The 15,780-nt window shown below is 41.8% G+C and carries 15 protein-coding genes and 2 tRNA genes; 10 read left to right on the top strand and 7 right to left on the bottom strand.

Annotated features, from left to right (window positions below):
• Positions 1-37 precede the first annotated feature (37 nt).
• The 3 genes from dnaG to BQ9893_RS19180 are packed head-to-tail and all read left to right on the top strand — an operon-like array spanning position 38 to position 4,412.
• Entirely contained in the window at positions 38-2,164 is a 2,127-nt protein-coding gene (dnaG, locus tag BQ9893_RS19190) for a DNA primase (protein ID WP_075967539.1), read from the top strand.
• A gap of 5 nt (positions 2,165-2,169) precedes the next feature.
• A complete protein-coding gene (locus BQ9893_RS19185; protein WP_075967804.1) occupies positions 2,170-3,096 on the top strand; it encodes an ABC transporter ATP-binding protein in 927 nt (308 codons plus the stop codon).
• Complete coding sequence (locus BQ9893_RS19180) at positions 3,093-4,412, top strand: ABC transporter permease (RefSeq protein WP_075967538.1); 1,320 nt, start codon at positions 3,093-3,095, stop codon at positions 4,410-4,412. The genes BQ9893_RS19185 and BQ9893_RS19180 overlap by 4 nt, the downstream gene beginning before the upstream one ends.
• A gap of 338 nt (positions 4,413-4,750) precedes the next feature.
• Here the strand turns inward: BQ9893_RS19180 and BQ9893_RS19175 are convergent, their stop codons facing one another.
• The 3 genes from BQ9893_RS19175 to BQ9893_RS19160 form a co-directional block, all read right to left on the bottom strand.
• On the bottom strand, positions 4,751-5,488 hold the full coding sequence (locus tag BQ9893_RS19175; RefSeq protein WP_075967537.1) for a UvrB/UvrC motif-containing protein: 738 nt from the start codon (positions 5,486-5,488) through the stop codon (positions 4,751-4,753).
• Positions 5,489-5,514: 26 nt separating this feature from the next.
• On the bottom strand, positions 5,515-6,378 hold the full coding sequence (locus BQ9893_RS19170; RefSeq protein ID WP_167369891.1) for a hypothetical protein: 864 nt from the start codon (positions 6,376-6,378) through the stop codon (positions 5,515-5,517).
• A 243-nt stretch (positions 6,379-6,621) separates the two neighbouring features.
• On the bottom strand, positions 6,622-7,257 hold the full coding sequence (locus BQ9893_RS19160; RefSeq protein WP_075967534.1) for a hypothetical protein: 636 nt from the start codon (positions 7,255-7,257) through the stop codon (positions 6,622-6,624).
• A 167-nt stretch (positions 7,258-7,424) separates the two neighbouring features.
• Between BQ9893_RS19160 and BQ9893_RS19155 the strand changes: the two genes are divergently transcribed.
• The 3 genes from BQ9893_RS19155 (at position 7,425) to BQ9893_RS19145 (ending at position 10,542) form a co-directional block, all read left to right on the top strand.
• Positions 7,425-8,708, top strand: coding sequence for a hypothetical protein (locus BQ9893_RS19155; RefSeq protein WP_075967533.1), 1,284 nt, complete (start codon positions 7,425-7,427; stop codon positions 8,706-8,708).
• A gap of 90 nt (positions 8,709-8,798) precedes the next feature.
• Complete coding sequence (locus BQ9893_RS19150) at positions 8,799-8,996, top strand: hypothetical protein (protein WP_075967532.1); 198 nt, start codon at positions 8,799-8,801, stop codon at positions 8,994-8,996.
• Positions 8,997-9,375: 379 nt separating this feature from the next.
• Positions 9,376-10,542 (top strand): ATP-binding protein, encoded by a 1,167-nt coding sequence (locus tag BQ9893_RS19145; RefSeq protein WP_075967531.1) that lies wholly within the window; start codon positions 9,376-9,378, stop codon positions 10,540-10,542.
• A gap of 67 nt (positions 10,543-10,609) precedes the next feature.
• Here BQ9893_RS19145 and BQ9893_RS19140 read toward each other — a convergent pair.
• Positions 10,610-10,680 (bottom strand) — tRNA-Gln (locus tag BQ9893_RS19140).
• A gap of 37 nt (positions 10,681-10,717) precedes the next feature.
• A tRNA-Gln gene (locus tag BQ9893_RS19135) sits at positions 10,718-10,788 on the bottom strand.
• Between the two features lie 225 nt (positions 10,789-11,013).
• Between BQ9893_RS19135 and rsfS the strand changes: the two genes are divergently transcribed.
• From rsfS to BQ9893_RS19120, 3 genes are read left to right on the top strand one after another with little or no spacing between them, the layout of a single operon-like run.
• The gene (gene rsfS, locus BQ9893_RS19130; RefSeq protein WP_075967530.1) at positions 11,014-11,373 is read left to right on the top strand and encodes a ribosome silencing factor; all 360 of its coding nucleotides are present in this window, start codon (positions 11,014-11,016) and stop codon (positions 11,371-11,373) included.
• 35 nt (positions 11,374-11,408) lie between these two features.
• Complete coding sequence (ftsH, locus tag BQ9893_RS19125; RefSeq protein WP_075967529.1) at positions 11,409-13,379, top strand: ATP-dependent zinc metalloprotease FtsH; 1,971 nt, start codon at positions 11,409-11,411, stop codon at positions 13,377-13,379.
• A 15-nt stretch (positions 13,380-13,394) separates the two neighbouring features.
• A complete protein-coding gene (locus tag BQ9893_RS19120) occupies positions 13,395-14,228 on the top strand; it encodes a phosphatidate cytidylyltransferase (protein WP_075967528.1) in 834 nt (277 codons plus the stop codon).
• On the opposite strand, the gene porT is transcribed toward BQ9893_RS19120, so the two are convergent.
• Positions 14,215-14,949: a type IX secretion/gliding motility protein PorT/SprT gene (gene porT, locus BQ9893_RS19115; protein ID WP_075967527.1), complete on the bottom strand. Its 735-nt coding sequence runs from the start codon at positions 14,947-14,949 to the stop codon at positions 14,215-14,217. The genes BQ9893_RS19120 and porT overlap by 14 nt on opposite strands.
• A 153-nt stretch (positions 14,950-15,102) precedes the next feature.
• On the opposite strand from porT, the gene BQ9893_RS19110 reads away from it, so the two are divergent.
• Positions 15,103-15,273 carry a DUF362 domain-containing protein gene (locus tag BQ9893_RS19110; protein WP_075967526.1) on the top strand — a complete coding sequence of 57 codons (171 nt, stop codon included), beginning with the start codon at positions 15,103-15,105 and terminating at the stop codon, positions 15,271-15,273.
• A gap of 101 nt (positions 15,274-15,374) precedes the next feature.
• Here the strand turns inward: BQ9893_RS19110 and BQ9893_RS19105 are convergent, their stop codons facing one another.
• On the bottom strand, positions 15,375-15,740 hold the full coding sequence (locus BQ9893_RS19105) for a DUF3276 family protein (protein ID WP_075967803.1): 366 nt from the start codon (positions 15,738-15,740) through the stop codon (positions 15,375-15,377).
• Between the last annotated feature and the right edge of the window lie 40 nt (positions 15,741-15,780).

Here is a 15,780-nt window from a genome sequence, read left to right as displayed (position 1 = left end):
TCTTTTTACCTTTGCAAGTAATAAAGAAGATAACTGAATGATCGATCAACCTACCATAGACCGGATACTGGATGCAGCAAACATTGTAGACGTTGTTTCCGAATTCGTCACCCTCCGGAAACGAGGTATAAACTATGTAGGATTATGCCCTTTCCATAGCGACAAGTCGCCCTCTTTCTACGTGTCGCCGGCAAAGAATATCTGTAAATGCTTTGCCTGCGGCGAAGGAGGTACGGCTGTTCACTTCATCATGAAGCACGAACAGCTTTCTTATTATGACGCTCTTCGCTATCTTGCCAAGAAATACAACATTGAAATACAGGAACGGGAACTGTCGGAACGCGAAAAGCAAGTACGCAGCAACCGCGAAAGTATGCTGATCGTCAATAGCTGGGCGCAAAAATACTTCACCACCCAGCTCTACGAACATCAGGAAGGCAAGACCGCCGGCCTACGCTACTTTGCCGAACGTGGTTTCCGGGAAGATACCATTCGCAAATTCCAGTTAGGCTACAGCCTCGACCAACGGGACGCCCTGTATAAAGCGGCAATAAAAAGCGGTTACAAAAAGGAATTTCTCGAAAAGACAGGTTTGGTGATCGCCTACGATAACGGCGGAGTAAACGACCGTTTCCGCGGGCGTGTCATTTTTCCGGTCCATTCACTCAGTGGGAAAGTCGTCGCTTTCGGAGGACGCGTACTGAAGAAAGACGAAAAGACGGCCAAATATGTCAACTCGCCCGAAAGCGAGATTTATCATAAGAGCAACGAGCTTTACGGAATCTATTTCGCCAAACAGGCGATCGTAAAGGCAGACCGCTGCTTCTTGGTGGAAGGCTATACGGACGTGATCTCCATGCACCAGGCAGGAGTCGAAAACGTAGTCGCTTCGTCGGGTACGGCCCTCACGCAAGGACAGATTCGCCTGATACACCGTTTCACCAATAATATCACGGTCTTGTACGACGGCGATGCGGCCGGCATCAAAGCAGCCTTGCGCGGTATCGACCTGCTGCTGGAAGACGGCATGAACGTGAAAGTGGTGCTTCTTCCGGACGGAGAAGACCCCGACTCCTTTGCCCGCAAGCACAACGCAAGCCAGTTTGCCGAGTTTATCAGGCAGAACGAGACCGATTTCATCCGTTTCAAAACGCGCCTGCTATTGGACGATGCAGGAACGGACCCGATCAAACGGTCGGCATTGATCTCCGATATTATCCGGACGGTGGCCATTATCCCCGACAATATAGCCCGTTCCCTTTATATCCGGGAATGCAGCGCGATGATGGAAATAGACGAGATGATCCTGTTGAACGAAGTAAACAAAATCCGTCTCAACAAGGAAGAAAGGCAAGCCAAAGTATCGCCACCCTCCGCACCGGCTGTCCCGTCAAGTATTCCCGAATATCCGGATATCCCCGGCTATCAACCTTATCCGGAAGAAATCCCGGCTGAACAACCGCAAGAAGGCCTTCTACCTCCCGCCGATATGATTCCGCCTCCACCACCGGAAGAATACGGACCCGGAGCAGGAGACGGAAGCATGCCGCCGCCCGCTCCTTTCACACCGCCGGCCAACATCCCGGTCGAGCCGAGGCGTTCGCCCTATGAGGCCTACGAAGTTGCCCTGTTGCGGTATATCGTGCGCTATGGCGAGCGCATCCTGTTCCAATATACGGACGAAGAAACAAACGAGGAAGTCGTGATCCGCGTTTCCGAATATATCCGTTCCGAACTGGAACGCGATGACCTGACCTTCTATACTCCGCTCTTCAAGAGTATGATGGACGAAGCGGCCGACCGTTGCCAGTCCGAAGGATTCATCGCGAACCGCTATTTCCTCGCCCATCCCGATCCGAACGTGAGCCGCCTTGCCGCCAACCTGATCAGCGAAAAATATCAGCTTAGCAAGTATCACACCAAATATCGGGAACTGGAACAAGAAGAAGACAAACTCGACCAGTTGATAATCCGAGAACTGTATGCATTCAAAGATGCCTATATTCTCTCGCAGATCAAAGAGATACAGGCACAGATCAAGAGCCTGCAAAACAACAAAGACATGGATCAGGTTTTCGAGTTGATGAAAAAACTCACGCGCCTGAACGAAATAAAGAATGTATTGAGTAAAGAATTGGGAGAAAGAATAATATTAAAAATGTAATGCCTATGAATTTTTTAGAAACGGAAGACGTGGTAAAGCAATATGCCAACCACCTCGCCCTTAACAAAGTCAGCATCCAGGTCCCCGAGGGGAAAGTCTTCGGGTTATTGGGACCGAACGGAGCCGGCAAAACCACACTGATCCGTATCATCAACCGCATCACAGCCCCCGACAGCGGCCTTATCCGTTTTAACGGACGTGAGTTTCAACCGGAAGATATCTACCAGATCGGTTACTTGCCGGAAGAACGCGGCCTGTATAAAAAAATGAAAGTCGGCGAGCAGGCCATCTACCTGGCGCAACTCAAAGGGCTCTCCTACCAGGAAGCCCGCACACGGTTAATGCGCTGGTTTGAAAAATTCGACATCATGCCTTGGTGGAACAAGAAACTGGAAGAGTTGTCCAAAGGAATGCAGCAGAAAGTACAGTTCATCATCACCATCATCCACGAACCGAAACTTCTGATCTTCGACGAACCGTTCAGCGGATTCGACCCCGTGAATGCCGAACTGCTGAAAAAAGAAATCCTCGAACTGAAAGATGCCGGACACACGATCATCTTTTCAACACACAACATGTCGTCCGTCGAAGAGATTTGTGACAATATAGCCTTGATCAACCGTTCGCAGGTTGTGCTTTCCGGTAATGTGACAGAAGTGAAAAACCGTTTCCGGACAAACAATTTCACCATCCGCTTCCATTCCGAATCAGGGAAACTGCAGCTCATCCCGGAAATGTTCAGCCTGCTGACAGAAAAAAATCTGGCCGGAACAAGTGAAGTACGCATCCACAAAGAGCCGGGCATTACCAACTCCGCCCTCCTCTCCGCATTGGCCGGACAGACCGAAATCATCTCTTTCACGGAAGAGATCCCTTCGATGAACGACATATTTATTAACACCGTCTCCGGTACAAATACTACGCAAGCATGAATAAGATAGGACTTATAATAAAAAGAGAATACCTTCGCCGTGTCAGCAAAAAATCGTTTCTGTTGCTGACTTTCCTTACGCCGTTCTTGTTTGCCGCCCTCGTATTCGTCCCGCTCTGGCTGTCGACCATCAAAGGAGACGATGCCAAGCAGATTGCGATTATCGACACGACAGGCAAATACGCTCCGCTGTTCCAAGATACGGAAGAATACACCTTCATCACCGAAAAAGGCTCCAGCCTGGAAGAATACCGCAAAAATCCGGATAAGGAAATATTCGCATTCCTGAATATCACAGACGATCTGTTGCAAAATCCGACCGCTGCAACGCTCTATTCGCAGAAGCAAATACCAATGGGCTTGAAAACCACGATCGACAAAACACTGTCCGAATATTTGAAAGACGAGAAACTCGCCTCTTACAACATCGACAACTTGAAACAGATCATTGAGGACAGTAAGATCAATTTCAATATCAAGACCATCAAATGGGATGAAGACGGAAGTGAGAAAAGCACTTCGGCCGAAGTCGCCTCTATCTTAGGAATGATATTGACTTTCATCATCTATATGTTTATCATCATATACGGTGCGATGGTCATGCAGGGAGTAATGGAAGAAAAGACGAACCGTATCATCGAAGTAATGATTTCGTCGGTCAAACCGTTCGACCTGATGATGGGGAAAATCATCGGAATCGGTTTCGTCGGCCTGACACAGGTATTCCTGTGGGGAATCCTGACAGCTGTACTGGTGTCGGGAAGCCTTTTCTTTTTCGGTAGCAGCGCGTCTCCTGAAGACATGATGACGGCACAGATGGCGGCACAAGGCATGGGCGATATGGCAGCCGGCTCTTCAGAGATCAGCATCCAGGTGCAGGAAATCATCAATTCGATCAACTTCAAGATGATCGGCATCTGCTTCGTTCTTTATTTTATCGGAGGCTATCTATTGTATGCGGCTCTATTTGCCGCTATCGGAAGTGCTCTGGAACAGCAGGAAGACACTCAGCAGTTCATGACTCCGATTATGCTTTTGATGGCATTCAGCTTGTATGCCGGAATCTACAGCATGAATAATCCCGACGGCCCGTTGGCCTTCTGGTGTTCGATGGTTCCGTTTACCTCCCCCATCGTGATGATGGTCCGTTTACCGTTCGACATTCCGGTATGGGAATTGCTGCTTTCGTTTGCCCTGTTGTTTGCCACAGCTATATTTATCGTCTGGTTCTCTGCCAAAATTTACCGCGTCGGCATCCTGATGTATGGCAAGAAACCAAGTATCAAAGAGATGCTCAAATGGTTGAAATATAAATAGACAAGAAGCCATACTCATAATGCCTGTTATTAGACCTTAATAATGGGCATTATGAGGTGCTTATAATAGTCAGTATTAGCATGTCTACTTCCCCTTATAAGTTTTTCTCACGTTTACTGCCACTACTATCACTCTCCTCTATTATCAGTTGATCTACAAAATAATTAACAGACAGTAACAGCAAATAAAAAGTGGTAGCAAATAATGTTTTTCTACCACTTCTCACATACTTTTTTTATAAACTAATGGTATTTCCAGCCCTTTTTTCTACTTTTTTTCAGAAAGGAGTAAAAAGTTTCAGTTTGATTCCCTTGCAGGGAGAACTATTGTTTTGATTACTACAACACTTTCAATATATCACCACATTTTCCAATCAACGATTGAAAATAAGCAGCCTTTTCATAATCTTGTGCATCCGAAGCCTTTTTCATCCTTTGCGACAAATCTTCCACACATTCTCGTAGCGTATCTGCCGTTGCTTCCCGTCCACTGGATAGAGAAGTTCTCAATAATTCTATCGCCTGTTCAAAATCCTGCTCTACGCCTTTACCTTTGTAATATTTAAGAGCCAATTGATATTGCGATTCCGAGTCGTTTTGTTTTGACAAAGAGATAAGTTTTGAAATTTCGTCACCCGACTTCTGTTCTTTATTTTCAAGGGGAAGAACTTTCATCAACTCAACAAAATTATTATCCAGCACATTCAACAAAGGACAAAAAGCATATCGAAATACTTCACGATCTATACTGAAATCATCTCCGACATTTAATACTGATTGTGCCATCAATTTATCACAATCTTCGTTAATCAACAGACAAATCGGATCATAATTAAGCATATGAATCTTATTGATAAATCGCAACACCGATGCATATTGACTCTTTTGTATTTTAACGGGTAAATATGCAAATAAAAGAACCTGCTTATCCTCTTCCCTGCAAAGAATCTTCACCTTTAAACAGACACAATCCATGTCAATCGAAAAAACAAATTCCCCTTCTTCATCATGATACTCAAAGTTCAAATCAAACTCTTTCTTCAAGTAATCATTTACCTGCTTTGCTAAAACATTCATAATCCGTATATATTTAATCCGATTAATTAACGATACATCCGATCACTCCACTTCCCGACAATGTATTCAATTCCAATAACTAAAAAAACAGCCAAACAGAAAAACAAGATCCGGCTACCAAAAACTTCCACGCCATTATCTATAAACGAACGACATTGCAACGCCACCTCTACCAACTTATGATCATAAACTTTTCCTGCTCTTTCCATCGATAACAGACGTAAAAGGGGAAACTCCACACACATATTATAGGCGATACGCCCAATCGCTATGAAAAGAAAGGTTCCCAAAATAATGCTCAATCCAATTCCCCAATTACGAAGTAGTTGCATCCATGAAAAACAGCTCATAAACAAAGTCCGTTTACAACGCATCATAGCATATTTGAAATGAGAATCGTACATAAGCAATTCGTTATTTTTCAACTCTTTGTATATCCATTCCATCTCTTTACTTACCTTTTTCTTTGAAAAAGACATTGGATGGCTTAACAAGAAAACCTCATCAAACAAGTGCTCACCTTTTACCTCACAAAAAATTTCCTCACCTGTCTCTTCAAGTAACAGATTCAGCAAAGATTCATAGCAATCAAGCAAAGAAATATTAAAATACAACTCCGCCTTTTTCCGTTGCCACCAATGGCCAACCATTGCTCGCTTATAGTAAAACAACGCCGTAAGCAATGAATCAAGAGCGTACCTTACACGACAAAACTCAACATCTTCCTTTTGAAAAGACTTGCAGGAATCTTCAAATATTTCCTGAAAAGACTCAAACGCACATCTTCCTTGCAAAAGCTTCAACGTCACAAGGAACAAATTCGATAACGTTTTCAAACTCCCCGAAACCTCCTCTTCCATCTGGGTAATTTCAGATACCCACTTTTTCATTGTCTGTATGTTCATAACAATCAAACCGTTAACTATTATTTCCGTTTATACAATAGAGCTTTAGAACCCGATTGTTTACCAACAACCTCAATCCTTTCTCCAACTAAGACCTTATTAAAAAAGAATGAAAAGGTTGATGATTTTACCAACCCACTAACCAACTGAAAAAGATCGTTACGAGTAAACTCCCGCTCTAATGGCTGGGAGTTTACAGTACACAAAATGACTTCCTTACTACTCATTTTATCTATGTGATTTATTATTATTCCACAATTGCCAAACACTCAAAGTAATAGTACCTAATGCAGCAGCAACAGTTGCGCCCATTGCAAAATAGTTTTGCCAGTCCCATGCTGATTTAGACTTACTCTTGGATTGTCGAACGTAGACTTGTTTCTTTTGTTTTTCTTTCTTTATCTCCTTATCCTCCTCTTTTGGAGTTTCCTTTTTAAAGGTATCTTCCACTAAAGAAGCAGTATTAATAACAACCTTCTCTTGCTCTTGAAACATATTTATTATATATCTACGAAATTCAGGTAAACTGTCATAAAGCAAACCTTTCAATGAAACAAATTGATCCCTATAAGAATCATATTTATACTCATTAAACCTATCATCCACAACACCCCAACCTTCTCTCAATAGATACTCTGCTTCACCCCGATCAAAATCAAGCCGAATTATTTTCTTCCCTGACAGACGACAATACTTATAATGAAAAATAAGTTCGAATACATCTTTATTCATCAAAGCTTTGTTACCCTGCTCTTCATCAATCAATCTCCATATTCCATCCGCCCACTTTTGGAGTTCGACAGAATCTTCTTTCATTTTTCCAAGCAAAAGCTTGGATCTACGGAATAAAAATTTATATTTCATACCCTTTTTTATTTAATTATGCCACAAAGGAATGCCATACAAGATTAGTTGGCAAATAATTCTCAGATGTTTATTCCAAAATTCAAATTACAAGTAAAAAAATACTCTTATTATAGCATTTTGGATATTTTTACTATTTTTGTGATGTTCATTAATAAAAAAATGATATGGAAGAGAACATCAAAGAATCAAGTTTAAGTACAATGGATAAACTTAAGGCTATAAAGCGTCTTAGACTATTTTACTCAACGGATGAGGAATTTATAAATTTTGCAGGAAAACAAATAAAGAGTAATGGGTTTAATAAACTCACAGAGAAGAGAAAAGAAGAACTTTACAGGAGTTTTACTAAGGACTACATTGAAAACCTTTGTGTATTCACTAAAAAGTATCCTCGTTTTGCGTATTTGGTATTAGAAAGCACAAACATTAACACATTTCTTCAACTATACGAAAGTACTTCTAATTTTTACATGGAAAATAAAAAAGAAATTTCCATGATTAGGGATTCTGATTCAAAAAAAACGATACTTTTTTTAGATTGTATATTAGAAGATACTATAATTAATGACCAAACTATACCAAAAGACATTTTAAATCTATGCGAGAAATACAAAGAAAATAGAATCTATAGTTCTGCTATTCTTTTATTACTGATATTAGAATTGATTCCAGCTTTCGATAAAAGAGGAGATGATATTGAAAATATTAACACTGATTTTCAAATACTAATAAACGAAATCACAGATTACCTACTTTATATATCGGCAAAAAAAATAAAAATCAAGGTAAATTCATATATAATAAAAAGCCTTTCATCTATCTGTAAAAAAGAGATAATAAGACGTTTAAAAAACACGCCAATAAATAGATTTACTTTATACCTTTTTGCAAACACAGCTCTTGAAATATGTTCTTCCATAAAATCAAAAGGAATTATTGCAACAGTGAATGCAATTAGAAATACCAATGAAGACTATTTTTCAAGGATAAAATTAGATGGACTTTGGGAAGTCATAAAAGGTAATGGAAAAGAATTTTATGAATTACAGAGAATTAACGCCACATATATACTTCTAAAACACTATACTTTTAAAAGAGACTACATAAATAAGGATCGAGAATACGAGCTCTATTTACTAGATCATATTTCAAATAATAAATACAGCTATGGCCTCTTCATTGAAAAAGAAGAAGAAGAAGTTAATTTGTCAGAATCTTTCAATTGTGGCTCTCTTCAAATAGAGATTAATAAAACGAATAATGAATATCTATTGATCTTTGAAAATGAATCCCTTTTAGGCGAAGTTGGGTTTACATTGAAACAATCCCAAGCAGGTATATATCGTTATCAACCATATTTGAATAAATACAACAATCTTCATCAACAAAATTTGGATAAAGATAATGAAAGAGAATGGGGAATAGGGAAAAAAAATCGAAACTCGTAAACTCAAATATCTTTACACTGAGGATCATATCATATTCAAATTATCTGATGAAGATTTTATCAACTTAATAGAAGAATAAACAACGAAGATATGCTCAATATCACAACATCAAATCCTGATAATACTATTCTATACCAAGAACGCCAAATCAAAGGAGTCATAAAACAATTCCTTATATTGGAAGAAGAATATTTTGATTTTGAAACTCTCTTGGAACAATCTTATCTCAAAAAGATAAAAGATCAAAAGAAAAAAGAAGCATACCAAACATTACTATATAAAGATTGATAGTTCTTTTGTCTTTTAATTCAATCAGTTCGCCCTCTTCGAGAACAATTGTATGGAGATGGTCTCTATCCGTTGGTTTCGCTCCACTCTTCCCAAGAAGAACTGGAAGCGACGCTTGATTACGCGATCTACCGATACTATCTGCGACCGTCGTATGACTTTATCCAACATTTGCTATGGAACAGGGAGAATCTGGAAGTATTGTGTCCCGCCTCCTTTCGGCAAGAAATACAAGAACTTCTCCGGAAGATGTTAGAGCGATACAGACATTAAGTCATATTCATTCCGTCCTCAAAATGCTCAATCGTTGAGCATTTTGAGAACGTTTTTTGCTCAATTGTTGAGCAATTTGCCTATCTTTGTCCAAAAGAGACAGGTAATGGAACGCTTGCAAAACAGATATAAGAAATTATTACTGGAAACAGATACTCGTTTCCATAGATATATGTATAACCGGATCAATTGGAACAACCGGATGATCGGATTGACCGGCCCTCGTGGAATCGGTAAAACAACACTTGTGTTGCAATATATCAAGGAAAATTTACCGACCGACGATTCGTTATATGTTACTGCGGAAGATTTTTATTTTGCTGACCATCGACTACTGGATTTGGCTGACACATTTGTGAAAAGTGGCGGAAAGCACCTCTTCATCGATGAAATACATCGTTATAGTGATTGGTCAAGAGAGTTGAAGCTCATCTATGATTACCATCCCGAATTACAGGTTGTATTTACCGGATCGTCCGTACTCGATATCAACAAAGGAATCTCAGACTTGAGCCGACGTGCAGCTATGTATCACATGCAAGGATTATCGTTTCGGGAATATCTGCAACTTTTTCACAATCTGACATTTCCGGTCTATTCTTTAGCGGAGATACTGCAACTTAAAGTAGAGATTCCAATCCAATTCCATCCCTATCAATTCTTTCCCGATTATCTGAAACGAGGATATTATCCTTTTTCTTCCGAAGACCCATATATCTATATCCAACAGATTGTAAATCTGACCTTGGAAGCAGATATTCCACAATTTGCCGGTATGAATGTTTCGACAGGCCGCAAGCTGAAACAACTATTGGCCATTATCGCTAAAAGTGTACCTTTCAAACCGAACATCAGCAATATAGCGACGGCTCTGAACGTAAGCCGCAACAGCGTGGCAGACTATTGCCTATATGTGGAAGAAGCCGGACTTATCGCACAACTACGAGATGACACAGGGGGCATACGCGGATTAGGGAAAGTCGAAAAAATATATCTTGACAACACAAATTTAATCTATAGCTTGGCAGGCGAAAACAGCGAGATCGGGAATATCCGCGAAACCTTTTTCTTTAACCAGATGCGGGTAAACCAAGATGTCATCACCTCTTCCGCTTCTGATTTCTGCATAGAAGGTTATACGTTTGAAATTGGAGGACGTAAAAAAGGAAACAAGCAGATTGAAGGACTCCCGGATGCGTTTGTTGTAAAAGATAATATCGAGTTTGCTTTTGCCCACACGATACCGCTTTGGCATTTCGGATTCAATTATTAAGAATCCTACCAGCCATTGTGTATAAAAAAAAGAGCCGTACCATAGATATGATACAGCTCTTTTTTTGTTGTTCAACCAGGGCTCGAACCTGGACTAACAGGACCAGAATCTGTTGTGCTACCATTACACCATTGAACAATTTCCGTTCAACAAAGATGACAATTAATTTTTTTTGTTGTTCAACCAGGGCTCGAACCTGGACTAACAGGACCAGAATCTGTTGTGCTACCATTACACCATTGAACAATTTTAATTAAGCTTGTCAACTCTCTTGTTGTTAGCGAGTGCAAAAGTACATACTTTTTCAAAATAAACAAATGATACGGTGAAATTTTTTGCTTAATAAACTTTTTTCTTTTGCTGCTTGTTTTGATTTTGCAAGTATATACATATATTAATAGAGGGAAATCACCCACATAATAAATATAAGAAGTATATTTGCGACTTCGAATATTATTCAATAAAAAGTAGATGGATCAAACAGAAGAATTAGTTAAAACGATTGTAGAAGGACTACAGGAAAAAAAAGGCAAAAATATTGTAACCGTAGACTTAACCCAATTATCCGGCTCGATCTGCCAATATATGATAATCTGCGAAGGTAACACTCCTACACAGGTTTCCGCATTGTCGGATTCGGTTTGGGATTTTGCCCATCGCAAGGCGGGAGAAAAACCGCTTTCAATAGATGGAGCACAGCGTTCCGAATGGATCGGAATGGACTATGGCACGGTTCTTGTACATATATTTTTACCGGGACTTCGCGAGTTTTACAATCTGGAAAACCTTTGGTCGGATGCCAAAGTGACTCAGATCGCCGACCTCGACTGACGACCGGGTCTTACATTGTTTAGAGATAATTACATATGGAAAATAAAAACGACATGTTTAACAAAGCACCGAAGAACAATAAGCAAAAGATGTTCAAGTTTAATCTTTATTGGATGTACGGGCTCATTTTTATAATGCTTTTTGCGTTGTACCTGACAAACGATTCTTCGGCATCTAAAGAATTAGGCTGGACCGAGTTCCAAAAGTTAGCGCAGGAAAACGTATTCGACCGGATGGTTGTCTACAACAAAAAGAACTTGGTTGAAGCAACCGTAAAAGACGGACAGAAAGGTTTGGTATTCAAAAAAGACAGTGCTGTATTGGGGACCAACCCGAAAGTATATGTCAAAATACCGTCGGCCGATAAATTCTCAGACTTCTATGACAAGGCTGTTGCTGAAAATCATATTACTACACAGGTCAGTTTTGAGGAAGGCGATGATGTTATCTGGAATTTCCTTGTTTCATTCGGTCCGATCTTGCTGATCATCGTCGTGTGGATCTTCCTGATGCGACGCATGTCAGGTGGCGCAAGCGGTGGTCCCGGCGGAGTATTCAGTGTAGGCAAAGCAAAAGCCCAGCTTTTCGACAAAGACAACGACCGGAAAGTAACATTCAAGGATGTTGCCGGCCTTGCAGAGGCGAAACAGGAAGTGGAAGAGATTGTTTCTTTCTTGAAAAGCCCCGAAAAATACACGGAATTGGGAGGTAAAATACCCAAAGGAGCCTTGCTCGTAGGCCCTCCCGGAACCGGTAAGACATTATTGGCCAAGGCTGTAGCTGGAGAAGCTGACGTTCCGTTCTTCTCCCTGTCAGGTTCGGACTTCGTTGAAATGTTCGTCGGCGTGGGTGCTTCCCGTGTACGTGATCTGTTCCGCCAAGCAAAGGAGAAAGCGCCTTGTATCGTGTTTATCGACGAAATCGATGCAGTCGGTCGCGCCCGTGGTAAAAATGTAAACATGAACAGCAACGATGAACGCGAAAACACGTTGAACCAGTTGCTTACGGAAATGGACGGTTTCGGATCCAACAGCGGTGTTATTATCCTGGCCGCCACGAACCGTGCCGACATTCTGGATAAGGCGTTGCTTCGTGCCGGACGTTTCGACCGTCAGATTCACGTGGAATTGCCTGACCTGAACGAGCGCAAGGAGATATTCGGAGTGCATCTGCGTCCGATCAAAATAGACGAAAGCGTCGATGCCGAATTCATGGCACGCCAGACTCCCGGTTTCTCCGGAGCCGACATTGCCAATGTCTGCAATGAAGCCGCATTGATTGCCGCCCGTAACGGTAAAAAGTTTGTCCAAAAAGATGACTTCATGAATGCGGTTGACCGTATCGTCGGAGGTTTGGAGAAACGAACGATGATAACAACTGCAGACGAACGGAAAAGCATTGCTTATCACGAAGCCGGTCACGCCACATTAAGCTGGTTCCTGGAACATGCCAATCCGTTGGTAAAAGTAACCATCGTGCCGAGAGGTAAAGCATTAGGGGCAGCTTGGTACATGCCTGAAGAGAGACAGATCACAACCCGGGAACAGATGCTTGACGAAATGTGCGCAACATTAGGCGGACGAGCTGCCGACGAGTTTTTCCTCGGTAAAATAACAACCGGGGCCTCGAATGACCTCGAGCGCGTGACTAAGCAGGCCTACGCAATGGTCGTATATTTTGGGATGAGCGATAAACTTCCCAACATCAATTATTACGATTCAAGCGGACAAGACTGGGGCTTCACCAAACCGTACAGCGAGGAAACAGCCCGGATGATCGACCAGGAAGTACAGAACATTATCAACGAGCAATACGAACGAGCCAAAAGCATCCTGAAAGAACACGCGGAAGGACACAACAAGTTGGCTCAAGTTTTGCTGGAACGGGAAGTAATCTACACGGAAGATGTCGAACATATTTTCGGTAAGCGTGCTTGGGTTTCCCGCTCGGAAGAGATACTGGAACTGCAAGAGAAAGCAAACGGCAAAAAAGCCGAAAACCAATAAAAAAACACTATCGTCTTGAAAAATCTAATTACACGGGCGTTAACCGGCATTATTTTCGTCGTGGTACTGGTGGGAGCCATTTGTATCCATCCGATTTTCTTCCTTATTCTTTTCTGTCTCATAACAGGATTGACTTTGTGGGAATTCGGAGGTCTGGTCAAGCATTATGAAAATGCAAATCTGCAACGAGCCGTGAATGTGCTCGGAGGAGTCTATCTGTTTATCGCCACTTTCGTTTATGCAAACGGACTGACGGACGGTATGATCTTCCTACCCTATCTGCTCTTTATCATATTGACAATGATAGCCGAGCTCTATTACAAGGCTCCGAATCCGATCAACAACTGGGCATTCACACTTTTTGCCCAGGTTTATTGTGCCGGTTCCTTTTCCATGCTGAACTTTATCGGTGCGGAACCGGGAACCCCCGGTGTCATGAGCTACACACCGCTCTTCATCATGGCCATTTTTATCTTTGTCTGGTTGGACGATACGGGGGCATATCTGGTCGGTTCGCTGATCGGGAAAAGAAAATTATTTGAACGGATCTCTCCAAAGAAATCATGGGAAGGTTTCTTTGGCGGGTTGATCCTCGTCTTGGCTTCCTCACAGGCGTTCGCTTGGTTCGATCCGGAAATAAGCCGGCTCAATTGGCTGGGGCTGGCAACAACGGTCGTCCTGTTCGGAACCTGGGGAGATTTGGTCGAATCCCTGCTGAAACGTACGCTCGGAGTAAAAGACTCCGGTAATATATTGCCGGGCCACGGTGGAATGCTGGATCGCTTCGACAGCGTCATGCTGGCTGTTCCCGCCAGTTACATCTATATCGAATTATTTATTCGAAATTAAAGGTGAGTGTCACCATCCGGGAAGTTGCTTTGGACAGGGAGTTCGGATATTTGATCAAATCCGGATCAGCCAAGTCGCTCCGGTCTTTCTCCAGCAGGTCTACCAAACCGAAACTGAATTTAAGTTCCGGACATAATTTAAAAAACGGAAGATAAATATCACATCCGATACCGAATTCTACACCGAAATCCGTTCCTTTCAACAGGATCGGATTTCCTTTTTTACGCCCCAGGTCGAAAGCACCGTAAATACCGCCAATCAGATAAGGACGATAGTTATTCACACGGAAAGCACTGTACTTCACATCAAGCGGAAACGTCAGGTAATTGGAACGGACAGAAGAGGAATACATGCTTACCACCGGATTTTCATCCGTTCCCTCCACTCCTTCCATTTCAGGACGACGGAACACGATTTTTTTATCCCCGAAATGGATAGTCGGCGTAAAACGCAAGTTGAAATACGGGTTCAAGTACATATCTCCGATAACCCCGACACTAAAACCGGGCGAATAGTTCGGAATCTCGGCATACCAGGTTTCACCGTTTGTCGCCACACCGCTATTAGTCAATATCAAGTCCTGCGCATGCAAGCCAACATGAAATCCTAAGTGAAACCATTTCAAATCCGCATAGGGCTGATTCTTCACCTTTTCTTTCTGAGCCATTACAGCTGTTACAGACAGAAAGAATACACATATGATAAATAGTAGACGTCTCAATTCTTTTCGCAATTTTGAATTTATAACGGGAAAGAGCCCGACTTATTGCAAAAGAGCATTTATTTGTAAAAAAAAGGAGGAGTTCTTTTTTTAATTCAAAGAAAGCTCTATTTTTGCACGAACTAATAGTTATCAATTTAAACGTTTAAAAAAATGGCTTACGTAATTAGTGACGATTGTATCGCTTGCGGTACTTGTATTGACGAATGTCCGGTAGGAGCAATTTCAGAAGGCGACAAATACAGCATCGACCCTGAAATGTGTGCAGATTGTGGAACTTGCGCAGATGCTTGTCCTACTGAAGCAATTCATCCGGCAGAATAAACCGCAACACCAATAGGTATCCTTCAAACAGGGCCTATAAAGACAAGGGGCTGTTTCCTTTCGGAACAGCCCCTTGTTATTTTCATCCATTACCGACTTTGTCAAAATTCAATATTCAGTTTGATCTCATCCGAATCGTCTTCCTGACGATTTTCTCCGGGCATTGTCTCCTCCGGCTCTTCACCGGCTGCCCTACATTGCTTAATGTAACTGATTACATCATTCATTCCATCCATGAACTTGTCAAAGTCCTCCTTATACAGGAAAATCTTATGCTTTTCAAAAGAAACCTGCGTGCCATTCTTCGGCTGCACCTTCTTACTTTCCGTTACAGCCAAAAATAAATCGTCCTTCAGATTCTTCTTTACATCCAGATAATAAATTCTTTTTCCCGCTTTAATGGTTTTAGAGTACAAAATCTCTTTATCACCACCTTCAACTTGTATTTTCTTCACCGAGTCTTCCATTATAGCAAACATTCGTTAAACACCCACCCATTTATCATAA

This window comes from Parabacteroides massiliensis, assembly GCF_900155425.1.
Classification (GTDB): Bacteria; Bacteroidota; Bacteroidia; order Bacteroidales; family Tannerellaceae; genus Parabacteroides; species Parabacteroides massiliensis.
Note: the sequence above shows the minus strand (reverse complement) of the source record. Positions and strands in the feature narration are given on the sequence as shown.

Excerpts from the sequence above, each read along its gene's own strand:
- BQ9893_RS19175 (WP_075967537.1), bottom strand. The coding sequence starts at position 5,488 with ATGAATGTTTTAGCAAAGCAGGTAAATGATTACTTGAAGAAAGAGTTT.
- BQ9893_RS19180 (WP_075967538.1), top strand. The coding sequence starts at position 3,093 with ATGAATAAGATAGGACTTATAATAAAAAGAGAATACCTTCGCCGTGTC.
- BQ9893_RS19155 (WP_075967533.1), top strand. The coding sequence starts at position 7,425 with ATGGAAGAGAACATCAAAGAATCAAGTTTAAGTACAATGGATAAACTT.
- BQ9893_RS19170 (WP_167369891.1), bottom strand. The coding sequence starts at position 6,378 with ATGAAAAAGTGGGTATCTGAAATTACCCAGATGGAAGAGGAGGTTTCG.
- BQ9893_RS19105 (WP_075967803.1), bottom strand. The coding sequence starts at position 15,740 with ATGGAAGACTCGGTGAAGAAAATACAAGTTGAAGGTGGTGATAAAGAG.
- rsfS (WP_075967530.1), top strand. The coding sequence starts at position 11,014 with ATGGATCAAACAGAAGAATTAGTTAAAACGATTGTAGAAGGACTACAG.
- ftsH (WP_075967529.1), top strand. The coding sequence starts at position 11,409 with ATGGAAAATAAAAACGACATGTTTAACAAAGCACCGAAGAACAATAAG.
- BQ9893_RS19110 (WP_075967526.1), top strand. The coding sequence starts at position 15,103 with ATGGCTTACGTAATTAGTGACGATTGTATCGCTTGCGGTACTTGTATT.
- BQ9893_RS19185 (WP_075967804.1), top strand. The coding sequence starts at position 2,170 with ATGAATTTTTTAGAAACGGAAGACGTGGTAAAGCAATATGCCAACCAC.
- dnaG (WP_075967539.1), top strand. The coding sequence starts at position 38 with ATGATCGATCAACCTACCATAGACCGGATACTGGATGCAGCAAACATT.
- BQ9893_RS19160 (WP_075967534.1), bottom strand. The coding sequence starts at position 7,257 with ATGAAATATAAATTTTTATTCCGTAGATCCAAGCTTTTGCTTGGAAAA.
- BQ9893_RS19145 (WP_075967531.1), top strand. The coding sequence starts at position 9,376 with ATGGAACGCTTGCAAAACAGATATAAGAAATTATTACTGGAAACAGAT.
- BQ9893_RS19150 (WP_075967532.1), top strand. The coding sequence starts at position 8,799 with ATGCTCAATATCACAACATCAAATCCTGATAATACTATTCTATACCAA.